This window comes from Achromobacter sp. GQ309 (genome assembly GCF_059759315.1).
The window spans coordinates 510,703-533,084 of record NZ_JCAXDP010000005.1 but is presented as its reverse complement, the minus strand read 5'-3'; the positions used below and the strand labels follow the sequence as shown (position 1 = coordinate 533,084).

General features: G+C 65.3%; 20 protein-coding genes and 1 pseudogene. 11 read left to right on the top strand and 10 right to left on the bottom strand.

Going from position 1 to position 22,382, the window contains the following annotated elements; translation table 11 throughout:
• Window positions 1-19: 19 nt before the first annotated feature.
• Window positions 20-1,612, bottom strand: a pseudogene (locus AC6CIE_RS18730) (thiamine pyrophosphate-binding protein); the annotation flags it as partial.
• A gap of 171 nt (window positions 1,613-1,783) precedes the next feature.
• On the opposite strand from AC6CIE_RS18730, the gene AC6CIE_RS18725 reads away from it, so the two are divergent.
• From AC6CIE_RS18725 to AC6CIE_RS18715, 3 genes are all read left to right on the top strand, one after another.
• Entirely contained in the window at window positions 1,784-2,230 is a 447-nt protein-coding gene (locus tag AC6CIE_RS18725) for a MarR family winged helix-turn-helix transcriptional regulator (RefSeq protein ID WP_175138234.1), read from the top strand.
• Window positions 2,231-2,422: 192 nt separating this feature from the next.
• Window positions 2,423-3,088, top strand: a complete 666-nt coding sequence (locus tag AC6CIE_RS18720) for a glutathione S-transferase family protein (RefSeq protein WP_498093289.1) — start codon at window positions 2,423-2,425, stop codon at window positions 3,086-3,088.
• Between the two features lie 3 nt (window positions 3,089-3,091).
• Complete coding sequence (locus tag AC6CIE_RS18715; RefSeq protein WP_191575964.1) at window positions 3,092-3,415, top strand: DMT family transporter; 324 nt, start codon at window positions 3,092-3,094, stop codon at window positions 3,413-3,415.
• A gap of 62 nt (window positions 3,416-3,477) precedes the next feature.
• On the opposite strand, the gene AC6CIE_RS18710 is transcribed toward AC6CIE_RS18715, so the two are convergent.
• The 4 genes from AC6CIE_RS18710 to AC6CIE_RS18695 all read right to left on the bottom strand — a co-directional run bounded on the left by AC6CIE_RS18710 (window position 3,478) and on the right by AC6CIE_RS18695 (window position 6,631).
• Window positions 3,478-4,056, bottom strand: coding sequence for a DJ-1/PfpI family protein (locus AC6CIE_RS18710; protein WP_498093287.1), 579 nt, complete (start codon window positions 4,054-4,056; stop codon window positions 3,478-3,480).
• Between the two features lie 134 nt (window positions 4,057-4,190).
• A complete protein-coding gene (ybaK, locus tag AC6CIE_RS18705) occupies window positions 4,191-4,679 on the bottom strand; it encodes a Cys-tRNA(Pro) deacylase (RefSeq protein WP_175125901.1) in 489 nt (162 codons plus the stop codon).
• A gap of 32 nt (window positions 4,680-4,711) precedes the next feature.
• A complete protein-coding gene (gene xerD, locus AC6CIE_RS18700; RefSeq protein WP_218343166.1) occupies window positions 4,712-5,695 on the bottom strand; it encodes a site-specific tyrosine recombinase XerD in 984 nt (327 codons plus the stop codon).
• 9 nt (window positions 5,696-5,704) lie between these two features.
• Window positions 5,705-6,631 (bottom strand): LysR substrate-binding domain-containing protein, encoded by a 927-nt coding sequence (locus AC6CIE_RS18695; protein ID WP_175125899.1) that lies wholly within the window; start codon window positions 6,629-6,631, stop codon window positions 5,705-5,707.
• A 165-nt stretch (window positions 6,632-6,796) separates the two neighbouring features.
• On the opposite strand from AC6CIE_RS18695, the gene AC6CIE_RS18690 reads away from it, so the two are divergent.
• The 3 genes from AC6CIE_RS18690 (at window position 6,797) to AC6CIE_RS18680 (ending at window position 10,973) form a co-directional block, all read left to right on the top strand.
• The gene (locus AC6CIE_RS18690; RefSeq protein ID WP_175125898.1) at window positions 6,797-8,479 is read left to right on the top strand and encodes a thiamine pyrophosphate-binding protein; all 1,683 of its coding nucleotides are present in this window, start codon (window positions 6,797-6,799) and stop codon (window positions 8,477-8,479) included.
• Between the two features lie 143 nt (window positions 8,480-8,622).
• Window positions 8,623-9,816 carry an acyl-CoA dehydrogenase gene (locus AC6CIE_RS18685; protein WP_056570859.1) on the top strand — a complete coding sequence of 398 codons (1,194 nt, stop codon included), beginning with the start codon at window positions 8,623-8,625 and terminating at the stop codon, window positions 9,814-9,816.
• A 170-nt stretch (window positions 9,817-9,986) separates the two neighbouring features.
• Window positions 9,987-10,973, top strand: coding sequence for a TRAP transporter substrate-binding protein (locus AC6CIE_RS18680; protein WP_175125897.1), 987 nt, complete (start codon window positions 9,987-9,989; stop codon window positions 10,971-10,973).
• Between the two features lie 13 nt (window positions 10,974-10,986).
• Here the strand turns inward: AC6CIE_RS18680 and AC6CIE_RS18675 are convergent, their stop codons facing one another.
• From AC6CIE_RS18675 to AC6CIE_RS18655, 5 genes are all read right to left on the bottom strand, one after another.
• Window positions 10,987-11,430 (bottom strand): MaoC family dehydratase, encoded by a 444-nt coding sequence (locus AC6CIE_RS18675; protein WP_175125896.1) that lies wholly within the window; start codon window positions 11,428-11,430, stop codon window positions 10,987-10,989.
• 69 nt (window positions 11,431-11,499) lie between these two features.
• Entirely contained in the window at window positions 11,500-12,750 is a 1,251-nt protein-coding gene (gene boxA, locus AC6CIE_RS18670; RefSeq protein WP_498093284.1) for a benzoyl-CoA 2,3-epoxidase subunit BoxA, read from the bottom strand.
• A 42-nt stretch (window positions 12,751-12,792) separates the two neighbouring features.
• Window positions 12,793-14,220: a benzoyl-CoA 2,3-epoxidase subunit BoxB gene (gene boxB / locus AC6CIE_RS18665; RefSeq protein WP_056570867.1), complete on the bottom strand. Its 1,428-nt coding sequence runs from the start codon at window positions 14,218-14,220 to the stop codon at window positions 12,793-12,795.
• 111 nt (window positions 14,221-14,331) lie between these two features.
• Complete coding sequence (boxC, locus tag AC6CIE_RS18660; protein ID WP_239215990.1) at window positions 14,332-16,002, bottom strand: 2,3-epoxybenzoyl-CoA dihydrolase; 1,671 nt, start codon at window positions 16,000-16,002, stop codon at window positions 14,332-14,334.
• A gap of 206 nt (window positions 16,003-16,208) precedes the next feature.
• Window positions 16,209-17,117, bottom strand: coding sequence for a helix-turn-helix transcriptional regulator (locus tag AC6CIE_RS18655; RefSeq protein WP_175125893.1), 909 nt, complete (start codon window positions 17,115-17,117; stop codon window positions 16,209-16,211).
• 172 nt (window positions 17,118-17,289) lie between these two features.
• Between AC6CIE_RS18655 and AC6CIE_RS18650 the strand changes: the two genes are divergently transcribed.
• The 5 genes from AC6CIE_RS18650 (at window position 17,290) to AC6CIE_RS18630 (ending at window position 22,355) form a co-directional block, all read left to right on the top strand.
• Entirely contained in the window at window positions 17,290-17,763 is a 474-nt protein-coding gene (locus AC6CIE_RS18650) for a DUF4863 family protein (RefSeq protein WP_239215989.1), read from the top strand.
• 80 nt (window positions 17,764-17,843) lie between these two features.
• Window positions 17,844-19,403: a benzoate-CoA ligase family protein gene (locus AC6CIE_RS18645; protein WP_239215988.1), complete on the top strand. Its 1,560-nt coding sequence runs from the start codon at window positions 17,844-17,846 to the stop codon at window positions 19,401-19,403.
• Window positions 19,400-20,224 (top strand): alpha/beta fold hydrolase, encoded by an 825-nt coding sequence (locus tag AC6CIE_RS18640; protein WP_498093282.1) that lies wholly within the window; start codon window positions 19,400-19,402, stop codon window positions 20,222-20,224. Before AC6CIE_RS18645 ends, AC6CIE_RS18640 begins: the two co-directional genes overlap by 4 nt.
• A gap of 55 nt (window positions 20,225-20,279) precedes the next feature.
• On the top strand, window positions 20,280-21,440 hold the full coding sequence (locus AC6CIE_RS18635) for an ABC transporter substrate-binding protein (RefSeq protein WP_175125890.1): 1,161 nt from the start codon (window positions 20,280-20,282) through the stop codon (window positions 21,438-21,440).
• A 33-nt stretch (window positions 21,441-21,473) separates the two neighbouring features.
• Complete coding sequence (locus AC6CIE_RS18630; RefSeq protein ID WP_175125889.1) at window positions 21,474-22,355, top strand: branched-chain amino acid ABC transporter permease; 882 nt, start codon at window positions 21,474-21,476, stop codon at window positions 22,353-22,355.
• The last annotated feature ends 27 nt before the right edge of the window (window positions 22,356-22,382 follow it).

The following is a 22,382-nucleotide window of genomic DNA, read 5'->3' as shown; positions in this document are numbered from 1 at the left end:
TCTGGTCGCCGATGATCTACAGGCCTTCCATGCCGAAAGTGCGCGATTCGTCCGGCACGATAGGAATCACCAGCTTGCCCAGGTTGGGGTCCTTGAGCAGCGTGGTCAGGATGCGCACGAAAGACATGGTGGTCGAAACTCCACGCTCGCCACTGTCTTTCAGTTGCGTGGCGAAGGCGCTGAGCGGCGGCACCGCCAGCGGCGCAACCTTGCCGGAGCGCGACGGAACATAGCCGCCCAGCGCGGCCCGGCGTTGTGCAAAGTAGCGGGCTTCTTCGCTGTCGGGCGCGGGCTTCAGGTAGGGCATGTCTTCGAGCTGGTCATCGGGCACCGGCAGCGAAAAGCGATCACGGAACGCACGCACGGCGTCTGCGCTCATCTTCTTTAACTGGTGGTTGATGTTCTGGCCTTCGCCAGCCTCGCCCATGCCGAATCCCTTGACGGTCTTGACCAGAACGACCGTGGGCCGGCCTTCCGTGCTGACGGCTTGCGCGTAGGCCGCATGCACCTTCTCCGGGTCATGGCCGCCGCGTGTCAGCGCCCAGATCTCGTCGTCCGACAGGTGCGCCACCAACGCCAGCAGCTCGGGATACTTGCCGAAGAAGTGTTCGCGCACATAGGCGCCACTTTGCGACTTGAAAGTCTGATATTCGCCGTCCACGCATTCCATCATGCGTTGCCGCAGCAGCCCGCTCGTGTCGCGCTTGAGCAGATCGTCCCAACCGCTGCCCCACAGCACCTTGATGACGTTCCATCCTGCGGCCCTGAAGGTGCCTTCGAGTTCCTGCACGATCTTGCTGTTGCCCCGCACCGGGCCGTCCAGACGTTGCAGATTGCAGTTGACGACGAAGATCAGGTTGTCGAGGCGTTCGCGCCCTGCGACCGAGATAGCGGCCAGCGATTCCGGCTGGTCCATCTCGCCGTCGCCCAGGAAAGCCCACACCTTGCGGCCCTGATGCTCCAGCAATCCGCGGTATTCGAGATAGCGCATGAACCGCGCCTGATAGGCGGCGGTCAGCGGACCCAGGCCCATCGACACGGTGGGGAACTGCCAGAAGTCGGGCATCAGGCGCGGGTGGGGGTAAGAGGACAGGCCATCGCGTCCCGCCTCGCGGCGGAAGTTGTCCAGCTGCGCTTCGGTGATGCGCCCCTCCAGATAGGCGCGTCCGTAAATGCCCGGTGCGGAATGGCCCTGGATGTAGACCATGTCGCCGCCGAATGTCTCGGTACGTCCCCGGAAGAAGTGGTTGAAACCCACGTCATAGAGCACGGCGGCGGACTGGTAGGTGGCAATGTGTCCGCCGACGTTGGAATGCTTGCCGGCGCGCAACACCATGACCATCGCATTCCAGCGGATGTAGGCATTCAGGCGCTGCTCGATGCCGATGTCGCCTGGATAGGCGGGCTGCCGGTCTTTGCCGATGGTGTTGACGTAGGCGCTGGTGACGCGGCCATGCATATCACCGTGCCGGCTGGCGTCGAAGTCGGTAAGCCGGTCGATCAGGTAGTGAGCGCGCGAACGGCCTTCGACCGTCGTGACAGCCTCCAGCGCTTCCAGCCACTCTCGAGTTTCCAGCGGGTCGACGTCGACCAGGGCGAGGGGGTGATTCATGGCGGTCCTCCAGGGAAAATGACGGGTTGAAGCGGGGCTGCGGCCGACCAGCCAGACGGGGGTGGCGCAGTCACCAACATTCAATCCATGAATTGCAAATGCAATCGTATGGGCCGCAATTCTAGTTCAGCTAGAATTGCAAATGCAACTAAAACTCGAAAGGAGCCTGCCATGGCGAAAGACGGAGCGGATCTTTGGTTCTCGTTTGTGCGCGCCCATCGTTTGATGATCCGCGAGGTCGAAAGCCGCCTGGCAGCGGCCAAGCTGCCCGTCTATGCCTGGTACGACGTTCTTTGGGGACTGGAAAGCGGGCCAGGCGGCACACGGCGGATGCACGAACTGGCCGACGCGCTGGCGATCGAACGCTACAACCTCACGCGGCTGGTCGACCGCCTGGAGCAAGAGGGCCTGGTCCAGCGCGCGCGCTCGGCTGAAGATGGCCGCGCCGCGTTCGCCACCATCACGAAGGAAGGCCGCGCGCTGCGCAAGAAGATGTGGAAGGTCTACGAAGGAACCGTTGCCGAAGTGTTTCTGAGCCAGTTCAGTGCCGAAGAGCAAGGCAAGTTTGCCGCGGCGCTGGACCAGGCCGCTGCCGTTGCCCGCGCGCAAGGCAACTGAAGCTGGCAGGCAAGTTGTTCAAGACATGCAGACGCCGCCTGCCGTCTTTGCGGCGTGAACGCGGGCGAGCGAAGACGCTGCGATCGCATGGCTGACCTCTGTTGATGGACCTCTTGCACGACGCGGCATCGTGCCCTACGATTGCATTTGCAACGATTGCAATTGCAATGCTATTCATCGACAAGGATAGACATGACACAGGCCGATCTCGCGTTCTACACCGCAGACACCCCCAACGGGCAGAAGGTCAGCATCTTTCTCAGAGAAGCCGGACTGACCTATGAGCAGTTCGATCTTGATCTTGAAAAGGGCGACCAGCATCAACCCGAGTTCCTCAAGATCAACCCGAACGGCAAGATTCCCGCCATCGTTGATCGAAAAGCCGGCCTGGCCGTCTTCGAGTCGGGTGCCATCCTTTCCTATCTGTCGTCGCAAACGGGGTGTCTGCAGCCCGAGACGCAGGCCGAAAGCGTTGCTGTGCAGCAGTGGCTGCATTTCCAGATTGGCGGCATAGGCCCGATGCTGGGGCAGCTGTGGTGGTTTCTGCATGCCTCGACAACGGGCAATGCCGAGGCGATACAGCGATACCGGAAGCAATCGCTTCGGCTTTATCAGGTCGTGGATACCCGCCTGAGCGAATCCGCCTTCATCGCGTCGGAAAACTACAGCATCGCCGATATCGCCGCATTCACCTGGCTGAGAACCTGGGACGAGTTGGACCTGGACATCAGGTCCTATTCACACGTTCAGCGCTGGCTGGATGTGATCGCTGCGCGGCCTGCGGTACAGGCGGGGCTTCTGGCGAACAAGCCGGCTTCCCGTGCTGCCCCCAACCGGTCTGCTTCCACCAAGGGCTGAGCCATGGCGTGGACTTATCTGTTCCTTGCCGCAGCCTTGGAGATAGTGATGGGTCTTTCGCTCAAACTGAATGCGGGTTGGACCAAGCCTGGGCCAAGCATCATCGCCGTGATGGCGGGGTTGGGCAGCATCTACCTGCTGGCGCTGGCCTTGCGCGCATTGCCCATGGGGATGGCTTATGCCATCTGGACCGGCATTGGAACGATCGGGCTGGTGCTTGTCGGCGTGCTGGTGTTTCAGGATGAGATGAACTGGACCCGGGCCTGCTTCCTTGGCCTGGCGTTCATCGGAATCGTTGGACTGCGCTTCTCGGAGGCGGCGACGTAAGGAACATGATCGTCGACAACCGAGCGCGGCGCCCGCGCGCCGCGCTCAGTGCGTGATCCCGGTCAGTGCGTGATCTGGGTGCCCAGCACCGCCAGGAACTGCGCCATCCAGGCCGGATGCGCGGGCCAGGCGGGCGCCGATACCAGGTTGCCATCCGTGTAGGCCTGGTCGACGGCGATCTCGGCGTAGGTGCCGCCCGCCAGCCGGACCTCGGGTGCGCAGGCGGGGTACGCCGAGCAGGTCCTGCCCTTCAGCACGTCGGCCGCAGCGAGGATCTGCGCGCCGTGGCATACGGCGGCGATGGGCTTGTTGGCCTTGTCGAAATGCCGCACGATCTCCAGCACCTTTTCATTCAGGCGAAGGTACTCGGGCGCGCGCCCGCCGGGGATCACCAGGCCATCGTAGGACGAGGGTTCGACGCGATCGAAGTCGTAGTTCAGCGTGAAGTTGTGGCCGCGCTTTTCGGTGTAGGTCTGTGCGCCTTCGAAATCATGGATCGACGTGGCCACCGTGTCGCCCGCCTTCTTGTCCGGGCACACCGCATGCACCGTGTGGCCGACGGTCAGCAGCGTCTGGAACGGCACCATGGTCTCGTAGTCTTCGGCGTAGTCGCCGACCAGCATCAACAGTCGTTTGCTCATGATTGTCTCCGTGGGATGAGGGTGGCGTCCGGTTGCTTGCCCGCGGATCGGGCTCCGGTTCTTGGTGTTCTAGTCCCATTGTGCCCGCCGCGCCAGCGGGCCAGGTGGTAGCGGGATACCACCGGGCTCCCTCTCTACTCCAGCGCCACCGTCACCGGCTTCGCGCCCAGCAGGTCCACCAGCACCTTCGGATCGATGCCCACCAGATAGCCGCGCCGCCCGCCGTTGATGTAGACCACGGGATACTCCAGCACGTCGGCTTCCACCCACACCGGCATCTTCTTGCGCGTGCCGAACGGCGACGTGCCGCCCACCTGATAGCCGGAATGGCGCTGCGCAACCTCGGGCTTGCAGGGCTCGACCTTTTTCAGGCCTGCCTGGCGCGCCAGGTTCTTGGTGGAGACTTCGCGGTCGCCGTGCATGACCACGATCAGCGGCTTGGCCGATTCGTCCTCCATCACCAGCGTCTTCACCACGGCGTGCGGGTCCAGACCGAGCTGGCGCGCGGCTTCGCCGGCGCCGCCGTGATCGACGTAGTCATACGTGTGTTCGGAATAGGCCACCTTGTGCTGCTTGAGGAATTGGGTGGCGGGCGTTTCGGAGACGTGGCGGGCTTTGCTCATTTTTGTGCCGGTGGGTAGGGAGATGGCGGCGGTCAGCCGCGTGGATGATGGGCCGCGTGCAGCGCCTTCAGGCGTTCGCGCGCCACATGGGTGTAGATCTGCGTGGTGGAAATGTCCGCGTGGCCCAGCAGCATCTGCACGACGCGCAGGTCGGCGCCATGGTTCAGCAGATGCGTGGCGAAGGCGTGGCGCAGCACATGGGGCGACAGGGGCGCATTGACGCCGGCGAGCACAGCGTACTTCTTGACGAGTTGCCAGAACGCCTGCCGCGACATCGCCTCGGCGCGGCTGGTGATGAAAAGCGCATCGCTGACGCGGCCGGCGGCCAATTCGGGGCGTGCCGTGGCCAGGTACTGCGAAATCCAGTGCGCGGCTTCGGCGCCCAGCGGCACGAGGCGGTCCTTGCCGCCCTTGCCCAGGACCACGCGCACCACGCCTTCGTTCAGGCTGACGTCCAAAGCTCGCACGCCGACCAGCTCGGACACACGCAGGCCCGTGGCGTACAGGGTCTCGAGCATGGCGCGGTCGCGCAGCCCGCGCGGCTGGCTGACGTCGGGCGCGCGCAGCAGCGCGTCCACCTGTTGCTCGGACAGCGTCTTGGGCATGCGCGGCGGCTGCTTGGCGGCGACCAGCGTCAGGCAGGGATCGCGCTCGGCGCGGTGTTCGCGCAGCGCCCAGGCGTAGAAGCGGCGCAGCGCGGCCAGCCGGCGGTTGGCGGTGGTGGCGCGGGTTTCTTCGTGACGGAAGGCAAACCAGGCCTCGATATCGGCCTTCTGCGCATCGCGGATCGGCTTGGCCGGGCCGGCGGGCAGGATCTGGGCACGCGCCGGCTCGCCGTGCCGGTCGGCCAGTTCCCGGGCGTAGGCGTCGGGGTCTTCAAGCCAGCGGGCAAAACCGGTCAGGTCGCGCCGGTAGGCGGCCAGGGTGTTGGCGGACAGGCCGTCTTCGAGCCACACGGCGTCGATGAAGGCGTCGATATCGGCCTGGGAGGCAAGCGGCTGGCGGGCGGTGGACATGGCGGGATTCTACGGCGCGGCGCGGCCGGGCAGGCGCTCGCCCACGCCTGCGGCGGCGGACTTGAGCCAGGCCTCGAATACCTTCAGCGCATCGGACCGTTCGCTGCGTTGCGGATAGCCGAAGTAATACCCCTGGCTGACCGCCAGCGACTGCGGCACCGGCATGGCAAGCGCGCCCTGGTCCAGCGCGGGCTGCGCCAGAAAGCGCGGCATCAGCCCGACGCCAAGTCCGGCTTGCACCGCCGCCATCACCATGGTGAAGAGCTCGTAGCGCGGGCCGCCAGCCGCCTGCGGTCCATACAGATATCCATTGGCCGTGTACCACTGGCGCCAGGCATCGGGCCGCGAGGCCAGATGCAGATGTGTCATCCCGGTCAGCGCGCCGCCGCCCTGCTCCGCCACGCGCGCCGCCAATTCGGGCGCGCAGACCGGCACCAGTTCGCGTTCCGGAAACAGCAGCCCTCCCTGCGTGCCGGGCCAGAGTCCGTCCCCGTGATACAGCGCGCCGTCGAACGGCTGGTCCTTGAATTGAAACGGCAGGGTGCGCACGGACAAGCTGACGGTGATGTCGCCGTGTTCGCGTTGGAAGTCAGCCAGACGCGGGATCAGCCAGGTGGTGGCCAGCGTGGGCACCACGGCGATGTGGATGCTGCGCCCCATGCCGGTCCGGCTGACGAGACCAAAGGTGTCTTTCTCGATCTGATCAAGATGGTGACGGATCCGGCCGGCGTATTCGGCGCCGTGATCGGTCAGCACGATGCGGCGGCGCACCCGCGTGAACAGTTGCACGCCCAGCCGCGCTTCCAGGCTGGCCACCTGACGGTAGACGGCGCTGTGCGTCAGCGACAGTTCTTCGGCGGCGCGCGAAAAGCTGCCCAGCCGGGCCGAGGCTTCGAACGCCTGCAGGGCCGTCAGATTGGGGATGCCGTTTCTCATGGAAATACCGCCGGAAGTCCGGCCCGCCGCCGTGCGCCCGCATGCGGCGGCGCACCAGCCGCCACGTGCCGGGGGATCAACAGAATGTGCAATTTTATCAATTGCGTTGTGCGCCCAGGGAACATATGCTCGGGAGTTCTACCCTAGGCTAACCACGACACCACCATGCCCCAGCAAGATTCCCGCCTTGGCGGTCACATTCTGGTCGACCAACTGGTCGCCCATGGCGTCAAACATGTCTTTTGTGTCCCCGGCGAAAGCTATCTGGCGGTGCTGGACGGCCTGCACGATGCCGACATCAAGGTCACGGTGTGCCGTCAGGAAGGCGGCGCGGCCATGATGGCCGACGCGCACGGCAAGCTGACCGGCGAGCCCGGCATCTGCATGGTGACGCGCGGTCCGGGCGCCTCCAATGCGCTGGCCGGTGTGCACATTTCCAAGCAGGACTCGTCGCCGATGATCCTGTTCGTGGGCCAGATCGAGCGCGGCATGCGCGAGCGCGAAGCCTTCCAGGAAATGGACTACCGCGCCGTGTTCGGCACGCAGGCCAAGTGGGTAACCGAGATCGATCAGGTCGAACGCATTCCCGAACTGATCTCGCGCGCCTTCCACATCGCCACGTCCGGCCGCCCCGGCCCGGTGGTGATCGCGCTGCCGGAAGACATGCTGGTCGAGGCCGCCAAGGTGGCCGACGCGCCGCGCTACGAAGTGATTGAATCCGCCCCCACCGCCGGCCAGCTGGCCGACCTGGAAAAACTGCTGGCCGATGCGAAGAACCCGGTCGCCATTCTGGGCGGCACGCGCTGGGACGCGCGCGCCGTGCAGGAGTTTGCCGACTTCGCACAACGCCATGCGCTGCCGACCGCCGTGTCGTTCCGCCGCCAGATGCTGTTCCCGGCCGATCATCCGTGCTTCATCGGCGACGTGGGCCTGGGCATCAATCCCGCCCTGCTCAAGCGCGTGGCCGACGCCGATCTGATCCTGCTGGTGGGCGGCCGCATGTCGGAAAACCCCAGCCAGGCGTACACGCTGCTGGATATTCCGGTGCCCAAGCAAAAGCTGGTGCACGTGCATCCCGATGCCGCCGAGCTGGGCCGGGTGTACCGCCCTACCCTGGCCATCAACACATCGCCGTCCGCCTTTGCCGCGTCGCTGGCGGACCTGAAGGCGCCCGCCACTCCGGTCTGGGCCGATGGCACCAAGGCCATGCGCGAGTCGTACCTGAAATGGAGCGACCCCGAAACCGTTACCACGCCCGGTGCGCTGCAGTTGGGCCAAGTGATGGCGTACCTGGAAAAGACGTTGCCGGCCGATGCCATCATGACCAACGGCGCGGGCAACTACGCCACCTGGCTGCATCGCTTCCACCGCTTCACGCGCTTTGGCACTCAACTGGCCCCCACATCCGGATCCATGGGCTACGGCCTGCCGGCGGCCGTGGGCGCCAAGCGCGTGTGGCCCGACAAGACCGTCGTGTGCTTTGCGGGCGACGGCTGCTTCCTGATGCATGGCCAGGAATTCGCCACGGCGGTGCAGTATGACCTGCCCATCGTCGTGATCCTGGTGGACAACGGGATGTACGGCACGATCCGCATGCACCAGGAAAAGCACTATCCGGGCCGCATTTCCGCGACCGAGCTCAAGAACCCCGATTTCGCCGACTACGCGCGCGCCTTTGGCGGCCACGGCGAACGCGTGGAAACCACCGAACAGTTCGGTCCGGCCTTTGAACGGGCATTGGCCAGCGGCAAGCCCGCGATCCTGCACTGCTTCATCGACCCGGAAACCATCAGCCCGTCCACGACCCTCGAGAAGATCCGCGAGGCGGCGCTGAAGGCCCAACACTGAACCCTGCACGGGCGGAATAGCCGGCAACCCCACCGGCGGGGCGCCCAGGCGCACCGCCGTGCAAACCCCAACTTGCCGCCCGAATTATTTTAAGTTTAAACTTTCCAGATTCCGATCACGGAAATCCATAGCGGAGACCCAGCATGTCCTCGAACCCCTCATTCCACTGGCAAGATCCTCTGTTGCTGGACCAGCAACTGACCGACGAAGAGCGTATGGTGCGCGATGCCGCCTACGCCTACTCGCAGGACAAGCTGGCTCCCCGCGTGCTCAACGCCTTCCGCAACGAGAAGACCGATCCCGAGATCTTCTCCGAAATGGGCGAACTGGGCCTCCTGGGCGCCACGATCCCCGTCGAATACGGTGGCGCCGGCCTGAACTACGTCAGCTACGGCCTGATCGCCCGTGAAGTCGAACGCGTCGACTCCGGCTACCGCTCGATGATGAGCGTGCAGTCCTCGCTGGTGATGGTGCCGATCAACGAATTCGGCTCCGAAGAACAAAAGAAGAAGTACCTGCCCAAGCTGGCGCGCGGTGAATGGATCGGCTGCTTCGGCCTGACCGAACCCAACCACGGCTCCGACCCCAACGGCATGGAAACTCGCGCCGTCAAGACGGCCGACGGCTACAAGGTCAGCGGCAACAAGATGTGGATCACCAACTCGCCCATCGCGGACGTGTTCGTGGTGTGGGCCAAGTGCGTCGGCGGCGACTTCGACGGCAAGATCCGCGGCTTCATCCTTGAAAAGGGCATGAAGGGCCTGTCGGCCCCCGCCATCCACGGCAAGGTCGGCCTGCGCGCGTCGATCACCGGCGAAATCGTCATGGACGAAGTGGAAGTGTCCGCCGACCAGATGATGCCCGGCGTGTCCGGCCTGAAGGGTCCGTTCACCTGCCTGAACTCCGCCCGCTACGGCATCGCCTGGGGCGCTGTCGGCGCCGCCGAGGCCTGCTGGCACACCGCCCGCCAGTACACCCTGGACCGCAAACAGTTCGGCCGCCCCCTGGCCGCCAACCAGCTCATCCAGAAGAAGCTGGCTGACATGCAAACCGAAATCACGCTGGCCCTGCAAGGCTGCCTGCGTCTGGGCCGCATGAAGGACGAAGGCACCGCCGCCGTCGAAATCACCTCGATCATGAAGCGCAACTCGTGCGGCAAGGCGCTGGACATCGCCCGCCTGGCGCGCGACATGCTCGGCGGCAACGGCATCTCCGACGAGTTCGGCGTCGCCCGCCACCTGGTGAACCTGGAAGTGGTCAACACCTACGAAGGCACCCACGACGTGCACGCCCTCATCCTGGGCCGTGCGCAGACGGGCATCCAGGCGTTTTATTGATCGCCTGCCTCATGTAGCGAAGAAAGCCGCCTGCTTAGGCGGCTTTTTTATGTCCGAATGCAATAAGCCATACGCCCGATCCCGCCCCGCCTGCCCATTGCCGTAAGCCCGACTAGGCGTACGCCTGTACACCTCGTACGCTTTACCGGTCCCTTTCCGAGGAGTCGCGCATGCAAGGCATCACCCCCCTGCGCCTGGCGGCAGTCATCGCCATGGCTTTCGTCGCCCACGGCGCTCAGGCCGCCACGACGCTCACCATGACCACCGAGTACCCGGCGACTTCCATGCCGGGCCAAGGCGTGTCCACGTTTGCCGAGCTGGTGCGCGCCAAGTCGGCGGGCAACGTCATCATCGACACGAGTTTCGACGCGGCCAAGGGCATCAAGTCCGGCGACATGATTGACGCGGTTCAAACGCGCAAGGTGGATGCGGGCGACGCCTTCGCCGGCGCGCTGGCCACGAAGTATCCGCTGTTCGGCGTGTCGTCCCTGCCCTTCCTGGCGGACTCGCTGTCCAAGGCGCGCAACCTCAACAAGGCCGCCCGTCCGGCGTACGAGAAGCTGCTGGCTGCGCATGGCCAGAAGCTGCTCTACACCACGCCGTGGCCGGCGTCGGGCATCTGGTCCAAGCAGAAGGTGGACAGCGTGGCAGCGCTGAAGCGCCTGACCATCCGCACCTATGACGCCACGTCGCAGGACGTCATGCAGCGTGCCGGCGCGCGCGCGGAGAACATCTCGTTTGCGGACGCCATGCCGCGCATCGCGTCGGGCGAGGTCAATGCGGTGCTGTCCTCCGGCGACGGCGGCGCGGGCCGCAAGTTGTGGGAGTACCTGCCCCACTTCGCGGAGATCAACTACGCCATGCCGATCTCGGTAGCGACGATGAATCTGAAGGCGTACGAGGCGCTGGATGCGCGGTCGCGCAAGGCCATCGACCAGGCGGCCGCGCAGACCGAGACCGAGCAGTGGAAACGCATCGAAGGCCGCCTGCAGCAGAACTACGCGAACATGCGCAAAAACGGCGTGGCCATCAACACCGCTGTGCCGCCCGCGGTGCGCAAGGCGTTGCAGGACGCATCCAAGGAATCGATCAACGCCTGGAAAGCGGCGGCCGGCCCGGAAGGGGCCGCCATTCTCAAGCAGGCGAGCAAGCGGTAGACAAAAGCCGCGCCTAGTTGTTGCCGGACAGGTCGAACAGGCTGGTCGCGTCCATTTCCAGCACGCTTTCGTCGTGCTGGTTAACGACCGTCCACGCCCAGTTGATGATGCCCAGGTCCGGGCGCGAGGACGAATGGCGCGCGCCTTGCACGCGCGCGTGCAGGTGCAGGGTATCGCCAGGGCGGACCGGCGTGCGCCAGCGGACTTCGCCCAGGCCGGGCGAACCGAAGGATTCGGAATCATGCAGGGCGGCGTCGACCGCCATGCGCATGGCCAGCGCGCAGGTGTGCCAACCACTGGCGATGAGGCCGCCCCACCGGCCTTCCGCGGCGCGCTGCGGATCGGTGTGAAACCACTGGGGATCGAATTGGCGGGCAAACGCCAGGATCTCCGCTTCCGTCACGGTGACCGGCCCGCCCTTGATCACCATGCCGTCCTTGAATTCCGCGAACTTCATGTTGTTTTTCCCCGTGCAAACGAAACGGCGCGCCCAGGCGCGCCGATCGTCACGCAACTGTTGTTGTGGTCAGTAAGTCTCGAAGTGCAGCCGGCCTTCACGGCGCAGCGCTTCATGCAGGATAGACCAATCCTCGCCCGACTGCACCACCACTTCGCGCAGCGCGTCCAGCACGCCGACCTCCATGCCCTTCAGGCCGCAGACGTAGATGCAGGTGTTGCGGTCCGCCAGCAAACCACGGACCTGCGCGGCGCGCTCGCGGATCAGATCCTGCACGTAGCGCTTGGGCTGGCCGGGTTCGCGCGAGAGCGCCAGGTTGATGTCGATGAAATCACGCGGCAGCTTCATCAACGGCCCGAAGTACGGCAGCTCGCGTTCGGTGCGCGCGCCGAAGAAAAGCATGAGCTTGCCGATGTCCGCCGTGCCGATCAGGCGGCGGCTGCGCTCCGTCATGGCGCGCATCGGCGCGGAACCTGTGCCCGTGCAGATCATGATGAGGTTGGCCTTCGGATGATTCGGCATCAGGAAGGTGTGGCCGAACGGGCCAATCACCTGCACCGTGTCGTTCTTCGCCAGGTCGCACAGATAGTTTGAGCAGACGCCGTGCGCGGCCTCTCCACCGTGATCCTGCGTGACGCGCTTTACCGTCAGCGACAGGTTGTTGTAGCCCGCGCGTTCGCCATCGCGCGGGCTGGCCAGCGAATACTGGCGCGCGTGATGCGGCCGGCCCATCGCGTCCACGCCCGGCGGCAGGATGCCGATCGACTGCCCTTCCAGCACCGGAAACGGCTGCTCGCCGAAATCCAGCACGATGTGGTGGATGTCGCTTTCCGTGTCGGCGCCGGTGACGCGGTAGTTGCCCACCACCGTCGCGGTAATCGGCGTCTTGTGCGTGTAGAGATTCACATAGGGGTGCGCGGCAGACCACGGGGGGACTGCCGCGCCGGGCGTCACAAGCGTCGCCGGCGGCGTTGCCGGTTCAGCCTGCGGGTCCGCGGCGACCTGCTGCGCGCCATCGTCCGCAACCGCAACGTCCAATGGCAACGACTTTTCCTGCGGCAGCTCTTCCCAGCCAAACTGGTCCTGCACGGAATAGGCCTCGGCGCGCACCACCAGCCGCCAGTTGTCGATGGAACCCGTCGGGCACGGCGGCACGCAGGCCATGCAGCCGTTGCAGATCTCCGGATCCACCACGTAGTTGTTCGAATCGTGCGTGATCGCACCGACCGGACAGGTCTCTTCGCAGGTATTGCAGCGGATGCAGATCTCGGGATCGATCAGATGCTGCTTCAGGACTTCCACCGGTAATGGGGCGTTCATCGCCGTCCTCCCAAACGCGCGGGCACGTGGCCCGCGCGGCCATCAGTTGAAACGCACGTACTCGAAATTCACCGGCTGGCGGTTGACGCCCATGACGGGCGGCGCGATCCAGTTGGCGAATTTGCCCGGTTCCGTGACCCGGCCCATCAGCGACGCAACGAACGCGCGATCTTCCGGTGTGGGCAGCCACTTGTGCTGGTTGGCCTGCCATTGCGATTCGGACACGATCTCGCCTTCGGGCGACATGCGGATGCCGGCCAGCGTGCCGATCTGGCGGTTGAACGCCTTGTGCGGCACCTGCAGGCGAAAGGCCAGGCCGCTCTTTTCGATGACCTTGTTCCAGCGGCCGATGCCGGCAACCGAGTCGCGGATGAAGTCATCGCGCAGCACTTCGTTCAGCGCGTTCAGCATCGGCACCTCGATCTCCGTCAGCTTGCCGTTGCTGACGTTCAGCACGCGGTACGTGTCGTTCTTGAGCTGATGGTCGTCGTTGCGCTTGGTCTCTTCGTAGCGGCCCTTCAGGCCCGATCCGTAGAAGATGGCTGCGTTGGACGACTGGTCCGCGCCGAAGAGGTCAATGGTGACGCTGTAGTGGAAGTTCAGGTAGCGCTGGATGGTGGGCAGGTCGATCACGCCGGCCGCGCGCACGGCTTGCGGATCGTCGGTCTTCAGTTCCTTCATCACTTCGCAGGTGCGCTGGATGACGCGCGAGATGCCGGACTCGCCGACGAACATGTGGTGCGCTTCCTCGGTCAGCATGAACTTGGTCGTGCGGGCCAGCGGATCGAAGCTGGATTCGGCCAGCGCGCACAACTGGAACTTGCCGTCGCGGTCGGTGAAGTACGTGAACATGTAGAACGCCAGCCAGTCGGGCGTCTTCTCGTTGAAGGCGCCCAGGATGCGCGGGTTGTCGGAATCGCCCGAGCTGCGCTGCAGCAGCGCATCGGCTTCCTCGCGTCCGTCGCGTCCAAAGTAACGGTGCAGCAGGTACACCATCGCCCAAAGATGCCGCCCTTCTTCGACGTTGATCTGGAACAGGTTGCGCAGGTCGTACTGCGACGGCGCGGTCAGGCCCAGATGGCGCTGCTGCTCGATCGAGGCCGGTTCCGTGTCGCCCTGCGTGACGATGATGCGGCGCAGGTTGGCGCGATGCTCGCCCGGCACGTCCTGCCACACGTCGCGGCCGATGTTTTCGCCGAAATGGATCTTGCGCTGCCCGTCCTGCGGCGCCAGGAAGATGCCCCAGCGGTAATCCGGCATGCGCACATGGTTGAAGTGCGCCCAGCCGTCGGGCTCGACGCTGACCGCCGTGCGCAGATAGACGTCGAAACCATGCGAGCCATCAGGCCCCATGTCCTGCCACCATTGCAGGTAATTGGGCTGCCAGTGCTCCAGCGCACGCTGCAACGTACGGTCGCCGGACAGGTTGACGTTGTTGGGAATCTTGTCGGTGTAGTTGATGCCGGACATGTCTCTCTCCTGATTCTTGGAATGGGGCGCCAGCCGCGCGGCGCTTGGGTCTCAGGACCACCGGGCCGGCGCGCATGACGCCTGGCCGCCCGTTGGCCGAACGCTAGCCGCCTAGACGCGGTTCCAGTCGAATGCCGCCTGCTCGCCCTTGCCGTACAGCTTGAGCGCACCCTTGTCGCCCGCTGCGTTGGGGCGGTTGAAGATCCAGTTCTGCCAGGCGGTCAGCCGGCCGAAGATGCGGGTTTCCATGGTTTCCTGCCCGCCGAAACGCAAGTTGGCTTCCAGGCCGGTCAACGCATCGGGCGACAGCGCGCGGCGCTCTTCCAGCGCCAGCCGCACTTCGTCGTCCCAGTCGATGCTGTCGGGCGCGTAGGTGATGAGGCCCAGCTCCAGCGCGGCGGATGCCGGCAGGCTGCGGCCGGCCTGCGCGCGCACCGCTTCCAGCGGCTGCGTCTCGCCGTAAAAGCGCCGTTGCAGGCGGCTCTGGCCGTTCACCATGGGGTACGCGCCAAAATTGCGCTCGCCCACCACGATCTGCGGCGGCGGGGCGTCGATGGCTTCGTCGTCCTCCACGTCCAGCATGTAGCTGCGGTCCGCAGCCAGCGCCAGTTCCAGCAGCGTGCCCGCAAAGCACGAGCCCGGTTCGATCAGCGCGAACAGGCTGCGCGACGTCACGTCCAGCCGCGCCAGCGTGCGGCGCAGCATGCCGGCGGTCTCGCGCACGAACCAGTGGTCGGCGTGCCGTTCCAGCGCCGCGTCGGCCGCAAGCACCGCCTCGGCGTCGCCCTCGGTCTTCAGGATCCAGGTGCCGATGTCCAGCTCGTTGGTGCGCATCGACAGGATGGCGTCATCCAGTTCGCGCGCCATCTGCAGCGGCCACCAGGCGGCGCCCGCGGCAACGATGGCCTGCAATTCCGTTTCGACGCGGCCTTGCGGCGCGCGAACCGTCCACGTCGCCTGACGCTTTTCGCGGTCAAGTTGCACGTCGACGTAGCGATAGGACAGGCTGGTCTCGGTCTCGGTGCGTTGCAGCGGCGTCAGCGACACGCCCTGCTCGTCCGCCGGGCGGTGGCTGTCCTGCGCCAGCGCCAGTGCGCGGGCGCGGACTTCTTCCTCGAAGCGGGCTGGCTTGACCACGTCGTCCACCAGCCGCCAGTCCTTGGCGCGTTGCCCGCGCACGCCCTCGACCAGCGTGCAGAAGATGTCGGCATGATCGTGCCGCACGCGGCGCTTGTCCGTGACGCGGGTCAGGCCGCCCGTGCCGGGCAGCACGCCCAGCAGCGGCACTTCGGGCAGGGCCACGGACGACGAACGGTCGTCGATCAGCAGGATTTCGTCGCAGGCCAGCGCCAGTTCGTACCCGCCGCCCGCGCACGCGCCGTTCAGCGCGGCAATGAACTTCAAGCCGCCGTGGCGGCTGGAGTCTTCAATGCCGTTACGGGTTTCGTTGGTGAACTTGCAGAAGTTCACCTTCCAGGCGTGGGTGGACAAGCCCAGCATGAAGATGTTGGCGCCGGAACAGAAGATCCGGTCCTTCATGCTGGTGACGACCACGCTGCGCACTTCGGGGTGTTCGAAACGGATGCGCTGCAGGGCGTCATGCAGTTCGATGTCGACGCCCAGGTCGTACGAATTGAGCTTGAGCTTGTAGCCGGGGCGCAGGCCGCCGTCTTCGGCGACATCCATGGCCAATGTCGCGACCGCACCGTCGAAGGCCAGGCGCCAATGCCGGTACTGGGCGGGATCGGTTCGAAAGTCGACCCGGCTGATGGGGCTGCTCATAGTGTGTCTCCTCATACGCCCTGTGCTCGGACAGGAAAAATACTGCACCACATGAATTATTATGCAGATTAGTGCAGGCGATTTGGAGCGTCAAGCGGAATATGCAGAAAAGTGCAGATCCCGAAGGACGGGAGGCGGAAAGCAAAAGGCCGCCCTCGAAGGGGCGGCCTTATCGCACATCAACCGGGCGAGCGGGCGGTGCAGCGCTATAGCGGCAGCCCGCAAGCCTTGCGCACCTGCGTACGCAGACCGGCAAAGCTTTCGGGCACTTCCAGATTGCTGGTCACCCAGGTCAGATCGGCCTTGGCATAGAACGCTTCGCGTCCGGCCAGGATGCGCTTCAAGTCAGCCATCGCTTCGTTGTTGCCCGACATCGGGCGGAAGTCGCCCTGCGCCATGACGCGGCTCATGTGCTCTTCGGGCGTGGCGCGCAGCCAGACCGTATAGCAGTGGGTCAGCAGCAGGTTCAAGGTTGCGGGTTCGGACACCAGACCGCCAGGCGTCGCCAGCACCATTTCCGGGTAGATCTGCACGGCCTCTTCCAGCGCGCGCCGTTCGTAGCGGCGATAGGCATTGGGACCGTAAAGGTTGTGGATCTCCAGGATGCCGCAGCCGGCCACCCGCTCGATCTCGCGGTTCAGTTCCACGAAGGGGTAGCCAAGATCGTCGGCCAACATCTGGCCCAGCGTCGACTTGCCCGCACCGCGCAGGCCGATGAGCGCCACGCGCTGCGTACGGTTTGGGCGCTGGGCTCCGGCGCCCACGCCAAACAATTGCGTCAGCGCCTCGCGCGCACGCTGCAGATCGGATTCGGTGCGCCCGCTGAGCAATTCCCGGATCAGCAACCAGTCGGGCGATTCCGTGGTCACGTCGCCAACCAGTTCGGCCAGCGCGCAATTGAAGGCGCGCGCAATCTGCAGCAACACCAGGATCGACGCGTTGCCGACGCCGTGCTCCAGATTGGCCAGGTGGCGTTCGGACACGCCGGTCGCCTGGGACAGCCCCTTGCGCGTCATGCCGCGGATGGCGCGCAGGCGGCGCACGCGCTCGCCCAGGGCGATCAGAAAGGGCTCGCGCCGGGGTTCGATGGGCGCCGTGTCTAGCGCTTGATTCATGGTTCGACTGACTCCGCAAAAACCCTGATTACCGCTCTTTTATGCACTATAGTGCTTGACCCACATCAACGGAAGCACTATTTTTCCATCCAACGAGTCCACAGCCGATCCGGTGCAAAAAAACAGCAGTCCACAGGACTGCCGAGCGCCGACAGTGTAAAGGAGCCGCCTGGTGAGTACGCCTGACCAATTCCATGCCCTGATGCGCGACGTGACGCGTCTGACGGCCGGCCAGCCGCTGGATGCAGCGCTGCAGGCCCGGCTCAATGACGCGGCCGGTCCGGACAGCGCGCTGTTCCAGGACATCTTTGCCACCTGTAGGCAGGGCGTGGCCGACGGCTGGATGTGCAACCGCGAAGGCGGCGGCATCAAGTACGGCCGGGTCATCAAGCCCGCCGATGACCTGGGCGGCTGCTCGGTGGACGTCGTCGACATGATCGACCTGGCCGGCCCGCACCACGCGCATCCCAATGGCGAGATCGACATGATCATGCCGCTCACCGAAGACGCCCGCTTTGATGGCCACGGGGCCGGCTGGCTGGTCTACGGCCCGGGGTCGGCGCACTGTCCCACCGTGACGCAGGGCCGCGCCCTGGTGCTGTATCTGCTGCCCGGCGGGGCCATCGAATTCACGCGCCCCGGCTGACAGCCGGTTCGGACACCCGCCCTGCCGCCAACAACAACCACAGGCACGGCGTCCGCCCACCAGGACATCAGGAGACAACCGTGAACACCTGCCCCGCCGAACTGAATTTCGCCAGCCACCTGGCAGCGCTGAACGCGCCGCGCGCCAACAAGCTGGCCTACATCGACGACACCCGCCAGCTCACGTACGGAGATCTGGCCGAGCGCGTGGCCCGCATGGCCGGAGCACTGCGCAATCTGGGCCTGCGCCGCGAGGAACGCATCCTGTTGCTGATGCAGGACACGGCCGACTGGCCGGTGGTGTTCCTGGGCGCGCTGCACGCCGGCGTGGTGCCGGTGGCCGTGAACACGCTGCTCACCGCCGACGACTACGCCTACATCATTGCGCACAGCCGCGTTCGGGCCGTGTTCGTGTCGGGCGCATTGCTGCCGGTGCTGCAATCGGCGCTGGCCCAGGCCCCGGCGGATATCGAACACCTGGTCGTTTCGCAGCCGGGCGCAAACCTGCCGGACGGCGCCCACGAATTCGAATCCCTGCTGGCGGCCGCCCCGCTCGCGCCCGCCGCGCGGACGCTGTCCGACGAGATTGCGTTCTGGCTGTACTCGTCCGGGTCCACGGGCAAGCCCAAGGGCGTGGTGCACACGCACGGCAATCTCTGGCACACGGCCGAACTCTATGCCAAACCCGTGCTCGGCATCCGCGAAGACGACGTGGCGTTCTCGGCTGCGAAGCTGTTCTTTGCGTACGGCCTGGGCAATGGCCTGACGTTTCCGCTGTCGGTGGGCGCCACCGTCGTGCTGATGGCCGAGCGCCCCACGCCGCAGGCCGTGTTCCAGCGTCTGGTCCGGCATCGTCCCACGGTTTTTTATGGCGTGCCGACGCTGTATGCCAGCATGCTGGCCTCGCCCGACCTGCCCGCCCGCGAGCAGGTGGCCATGCGCGTCTGCACGTCCGCCGGCGAAGCCCTGCCGCGCGACATCGGCGAGCGCTTCACGCGCCATTTCGGTTGCGAAATCCTGGACGGCATCGGCTCGACCGAGATGCTGCACATCTTTATTTCGAACCGCGCAGGCCAGTTGCGCTACGGCACCACGGGCAAGCCCGTGCCCGGCTACGAGGTGCAATTGCGCGACGACAATGGCGCGCCGGTTGCGCCGGGCGCCATCGGCGATCTCTACATCAAGGGCCCCAGCGCCGCGCTGATGTACTGGAACAACCGCGACAAGACGCGTCAGTGCTTCCTGGGCGACTGGCTGAAAAGCGGCGACAAGTACGTGTGCGATCCAGACGGCTACTACACCTACGCCGGCCGCAGCGACGACATGATCAAGGTCAGCGGCCAGTACGTGTCGCCGGTGGAAGTCGAGAACATCCTGATCCAGCACGAGGCGGTGCTGGAAGCCGCTGTGATCGGCGTGCCGGATCACGACGGCCTGGTCAAGACGAAGGCCTATGTGGTGCTGCGCGCCGGCTTCGAGCCCGACGCGCAGACCGGCGCCGCCTTGCAGCATTACGTGAAGCAGCATCTGGCGCCGTTCAAGTACCCGCGCCAGATCGACTTCCTGGAAGAACTGCCCAAGACCGCCACCGGCAAGATCCAACGGTTCCGCTTGCGTGCGCTGGAAGAGGCCGCGCTATGACTGCCACCACGGAGGCCGCCGCGGTCTTTGCCAACCTGCATGCGCGCGGCCGCGACATGCGGCTGGAATGCGCGTGGATCGCGCCGGAACGCGCCGATGCGCCGCTCATCGTGTTCCTGCACGAGGGGCTGGGATCGGTGTCGATGTGGAAGGACTTTCCGCAACGGGTCTGCGATGCGGCCGGCTGCCGCGGTCTGGTGTATTCGCGCTACGGCTATGGCCAGTCCACCGCGCGCCCGCTGCGCGAAGCGTGGCCTGTGGACTTCATGCATCGCGAGGCGCACGAGGTGCTGCCCGCCCTGCTTGAAGTCCTGGGCGTGAACGCGCACCACGACAAGCCCGTGTTGTTCGGTCATAGCGACGGCGGCTCGATCGCGTTGCTGTACCCCGCGCGGTATCCAGACGCGGTCGCCGGCGTGGTGGTTGCAGCGCCGCACATCTTTGTCGAGGACGTCTCGGTGACCAGCATCGCGCAGGCGCGCCAGGCCTATCTGGAATCAGATCTGCGCGCGCGGCTGGGGCGTCATCACCAGGATGTCGACTCGGCATTCTGGGGCTGGAACGACATCTGGTTGAAGCCCGAATTCCGGGCGTGGAACATCGAAGACGAATTGAACCGTATCACCTGTCCCGTGCTGGCCATCCAGGGCATGGACGACGAATACGGCACGCTCGAGCAGGTGCGCGGCATCCGTCGGCGCGCGCCGCAAACCGAATTGCTGGAGATACCGGACTGTGGGCATTCGCCGCACCGGGATCAGCCCGCCACCGTTGTCCAGGCCGCCGCACGCTTTGTGGGCGCGCTGGAAAAACCCGGTTGACCCTGGCCCTGCTACCGGCCCAGGCGTCCGCCCATAACAAGCACGGAGACAAACCATGAACCACGTCCTGACCCGGGCCGCGCTGGCCGCCGCCCTGACGATCGCCGCAAGCGGCGCGCATGCCGACGACAAGCTCAAGGTCGGCTTCATGCTGCCCTACAGCGGCACCTTCGCCGCGCTGGGCAACGCCATCGAGAACGGCTTCAAGCTCTACGTTGCCGAGCAAGGCGGCAAGCTGGGCGGGCGCGAGATCGAATACTTCAAGGTGGACGACGAATCCAACCCGGCCAAGGCCGCTGAAAACGCCAACCGCCTCATCAAGCGCGACCAGGTGGACGTGCTGATCGGCACGGTGCATTCGGGCGTGGCGATGGCGCTGGCCAAAGCCGCCAAGGATGCCGACACCACGCTGATCGTGACCAACGCCGGCGCCAACGCAATCACCGGCCCGCTGTGCGGCCCCGGCATCTTCCGCACCTCGTTCACGAACTGGCAGCCGGCCTATGCGATGGGACCGGTGGCATATGCCAAGGGCCACAAGACTGCCGTGACCATCACGTGGAAGTACGCGGCGGGCGACGAAGCCATCGGCGGCTTCAAGGAAGGCTTCGAGAAAGCCGGCGGCAAGGTTGTGCGCGAACTGAGCCTGCCGTTTCCCAACGTGGAGTTTCAATCCCTGCTGACGGAGATTGCCGCGCTCAAGCCCGACATGGTCTTCACCTTCTTTGCCGGCGGCGGCGCGGTGAAGTTCGTGCAGGACTATCACGCGGCCGGCCTGGACAAGACGATTCCGCTGTACGGATCGGGCTTCCTGACGGACGGCACGCTGCAGGCGCAGGGCGCGTCCGCGCAGGGGCTGCTGACCACCCTGCACTACGCCGACGGGCTGAACACGCCGCGCGACAACGCGTTCCGCGCCGACTATTCCAAGGCGTACAAGATGCAGCCGGACGTCTATGCGGTGCAAGGCTATGACGCCGCGCAGCTCATGCAGTCGGGCCTCACGGCCGTGAAGGGCGATTTCTCGAAGAAGGAAGCCTTCCGCAGCGCCATGCGCACGGCAACCGTCGACAGCCCGCGCGGCTCGTTCACGCTGTCCAAGGCGGGCAACCCGGTGCAGGACATCTACCTGCGCCGCGTCGACGGCCTGGAGAACAAAGTCGTCGAAGTCGCGGTTCAGAAGCTGGCCGACCCCGCGCGCGGCTGCAAGCTGTAACGCCACGCACCGCGTCCGCCACAGGGAGGCCCCATGGACATCAGCATCCTGCTCATTCAGAGCCTGAACGCATTCCAGTACGGCTTGCTGCTGTTCCTGGTGGCCAGCGGACTCACGCTGATCTTCGGGATCATGGGCATCATCAATCTGGCCCACGGCAGTTTCTACATGATCGGCGCGTACATGGCGTTTGCGCTGGGTCCGGTGGTGGACCGCTGGCTGGGCGGCGGCTTTCTCACGACGCTGGCGGTCTGCGTGCTGGCCGCCGCCGTACTGGGCTACCTGCTTGAAGCCGCGTTCTTCAGCTACCTGTACAAGCGCAATCACTTGCAGCAGGTGCTGATGACCTACGGCCTGATCCTGGTGTTCGAGGAGCTGCGCAGCATTCTTGTCGGCAACGACGTGCACGGGGTGCCGCTGCCATCGTGGCTGCAGGGCAGCATTGCGCTGGGCGACGTGATGACATATCCCGTCTACCGGCTCTTCATCTCGGCCGTGGGCATTGCGGTGGCGATGCTGCTGTACTGGGTCATATCGCGCACCCGGCTGGGCATGATGCTGCGTGCCGGGGCCAGCAACCGCGAGATGATCAGCTCGCTGGGCATCGACATCAACAAGCTGTACCGCGTGGTGTTCGCGGCGGGCGTGGCGCTGGCGGCGCTGGCCGGCAGCATTGCCGCGCCCGTGTCGTCGGTCTATCCCGGCATGGGCAACGGCGTGCTCATCATCTGCTTCGTGGTGGTGGTGATCGGCGGCATCGGGTCGATCCGCGGCGCCTTCCTGGCCGCGATGCTGGTGGGCTTTGCCGAGACCTTCGGCCAGGTGCTGTTCCCTTCCGCGGCGGGCGTGCTGGTCTATCTGCTGATGGCCTTCATTCTGCTATGCAAGCCCGAAGGGCTGTTCAAACAGGGCTAGGTCCTGTCGACATCAAAAGGACCCTCG

Bases quoted from the DNA above. Each gene is read 5' to 3' on its own strand.
- AC6CIE_RS18690 (WP_175125898.1), top strand. From the start codon at position 6,797: ATGCCCCAGCAAGATTCCCGCCTTGGCGGTCACATTCTGGTCGACCAA.
- AC6CIE_RS18725 (WP_175138234.1), top strand. From the start codon at position 1,784: ATGGCGAAAGACGGAGCGGATCTTTGGTTCTCGTTTGTGCGCGCCCAT.
- AC6CIE_RS18715 (WP_191575964.1), top strand. From the start codon at position 3,092: ATGGCGTGGACTTATCTGTTCCTTGCCGCAGCCTTGGAGATAGTGATG.
- AC6CIE_RS18675 (WP_175125896.1), bottom strand. From the start codon at position 11,430: ATGAAGTTCGCGGAATTCAAGGACGGCATGGTGATCAAGGGCGGGCCG.
- AC6CIE_RS18710 (WP_498093287.1), bottom strand. From the start codon at position 4,056: ATGAGCAAACGACTGTTGATGCTGGTCGGCGACTACGCCGAAGACTAC.
- AC6CIE_RS18635 (WP_175125890.1), top strand. From the start codon at position 20,280: ATGAACCACGTCCTGACCCGGGCCGCGCTGGCCGCCGCCCTGACGATC.
- AC6CIE_RS18630 (WP_175125889.1), top strand. From the start codon at position 21,474: ATGGACATCAGCATCCTGCTCATTCAGAGCCTGAACGCATTCCAGTAC.
- AC6CIE_RS18685 (WP_056570859.1), top strand. From the start codon at position 8,623: ATGTCCTCGAACCCCTCATTCCACTGGCAAGATCCTCTGTTGCTGGAC.
- AC6CIE_RS18680 (WP_175125897.1), top strand. From the start codon at position 9,987: ATGCAAGGCATCACCCCCCTGCGCCTGGCGGCAGTCATCGCCATGGCT.
- ybaK (WP_175125901.1), bottom strand. From the start codon at position 4,679: ATGAGCAAAGCCCGCCACGTCTCCGAAACGCCCGCCACCCAATTCCTC.
- xerD (WP_218343166.1), bottom strand. From the start codon at position 5,695: ATGTCCACCGCCCGCCAGCCGCTTGCCTCCCAGGCCGATATCGACGCC.
- AC6CIE_RS18695 (WP_175125899.1), bottom strand. From the start codon at position 6,631: ATGAGAAACGGCATCCCCAATCTGACGGCCCTGCAGGCGTTCGAAGCC.
- boxB (WP_056570867.1), bottom strand. From the start codon at position 14,220: ATGTCCGGCATCAACTACACCGACAAGATTCCCAACAACGTCAACCTG.
- boxC (WP_239215990.1), bottom strand. From the start codon at position 16,002: ATGAGCAGCCCCATCAGCCGGGTCGACTTTCGAACCGATCCCGCCCAG.
- AC6CIE_RS18640 (WP_498093282.1), top strand. From the start codon at position 19,400: ATGACTGCCACCACGGAGGCCGCCGCGGTCTTTGCCAACCTGCATGCG.
- boxA (WP_498093284.1), bottom strand. From the start codon at position 12,750: ATGAACGCCCCATTACCGGTGGAAGTCCTGAAGCAGCATCTGATCGAT.
- AC6CIE_RS18720 (WP_498093289.1), top strand. From the start codon at position 2,423: ATGACACAGGCCGATCTCGCGTTCTACACCGCAGACACCCCCAACGGG.
- AC6CIE_RS18655 (WP_175125893.1), bottom strand. From the start codon at position 17,117: ATGAATCAAGCGCTAGACACGGCGCCCATCGAACCCCGGCGCGAGCCC.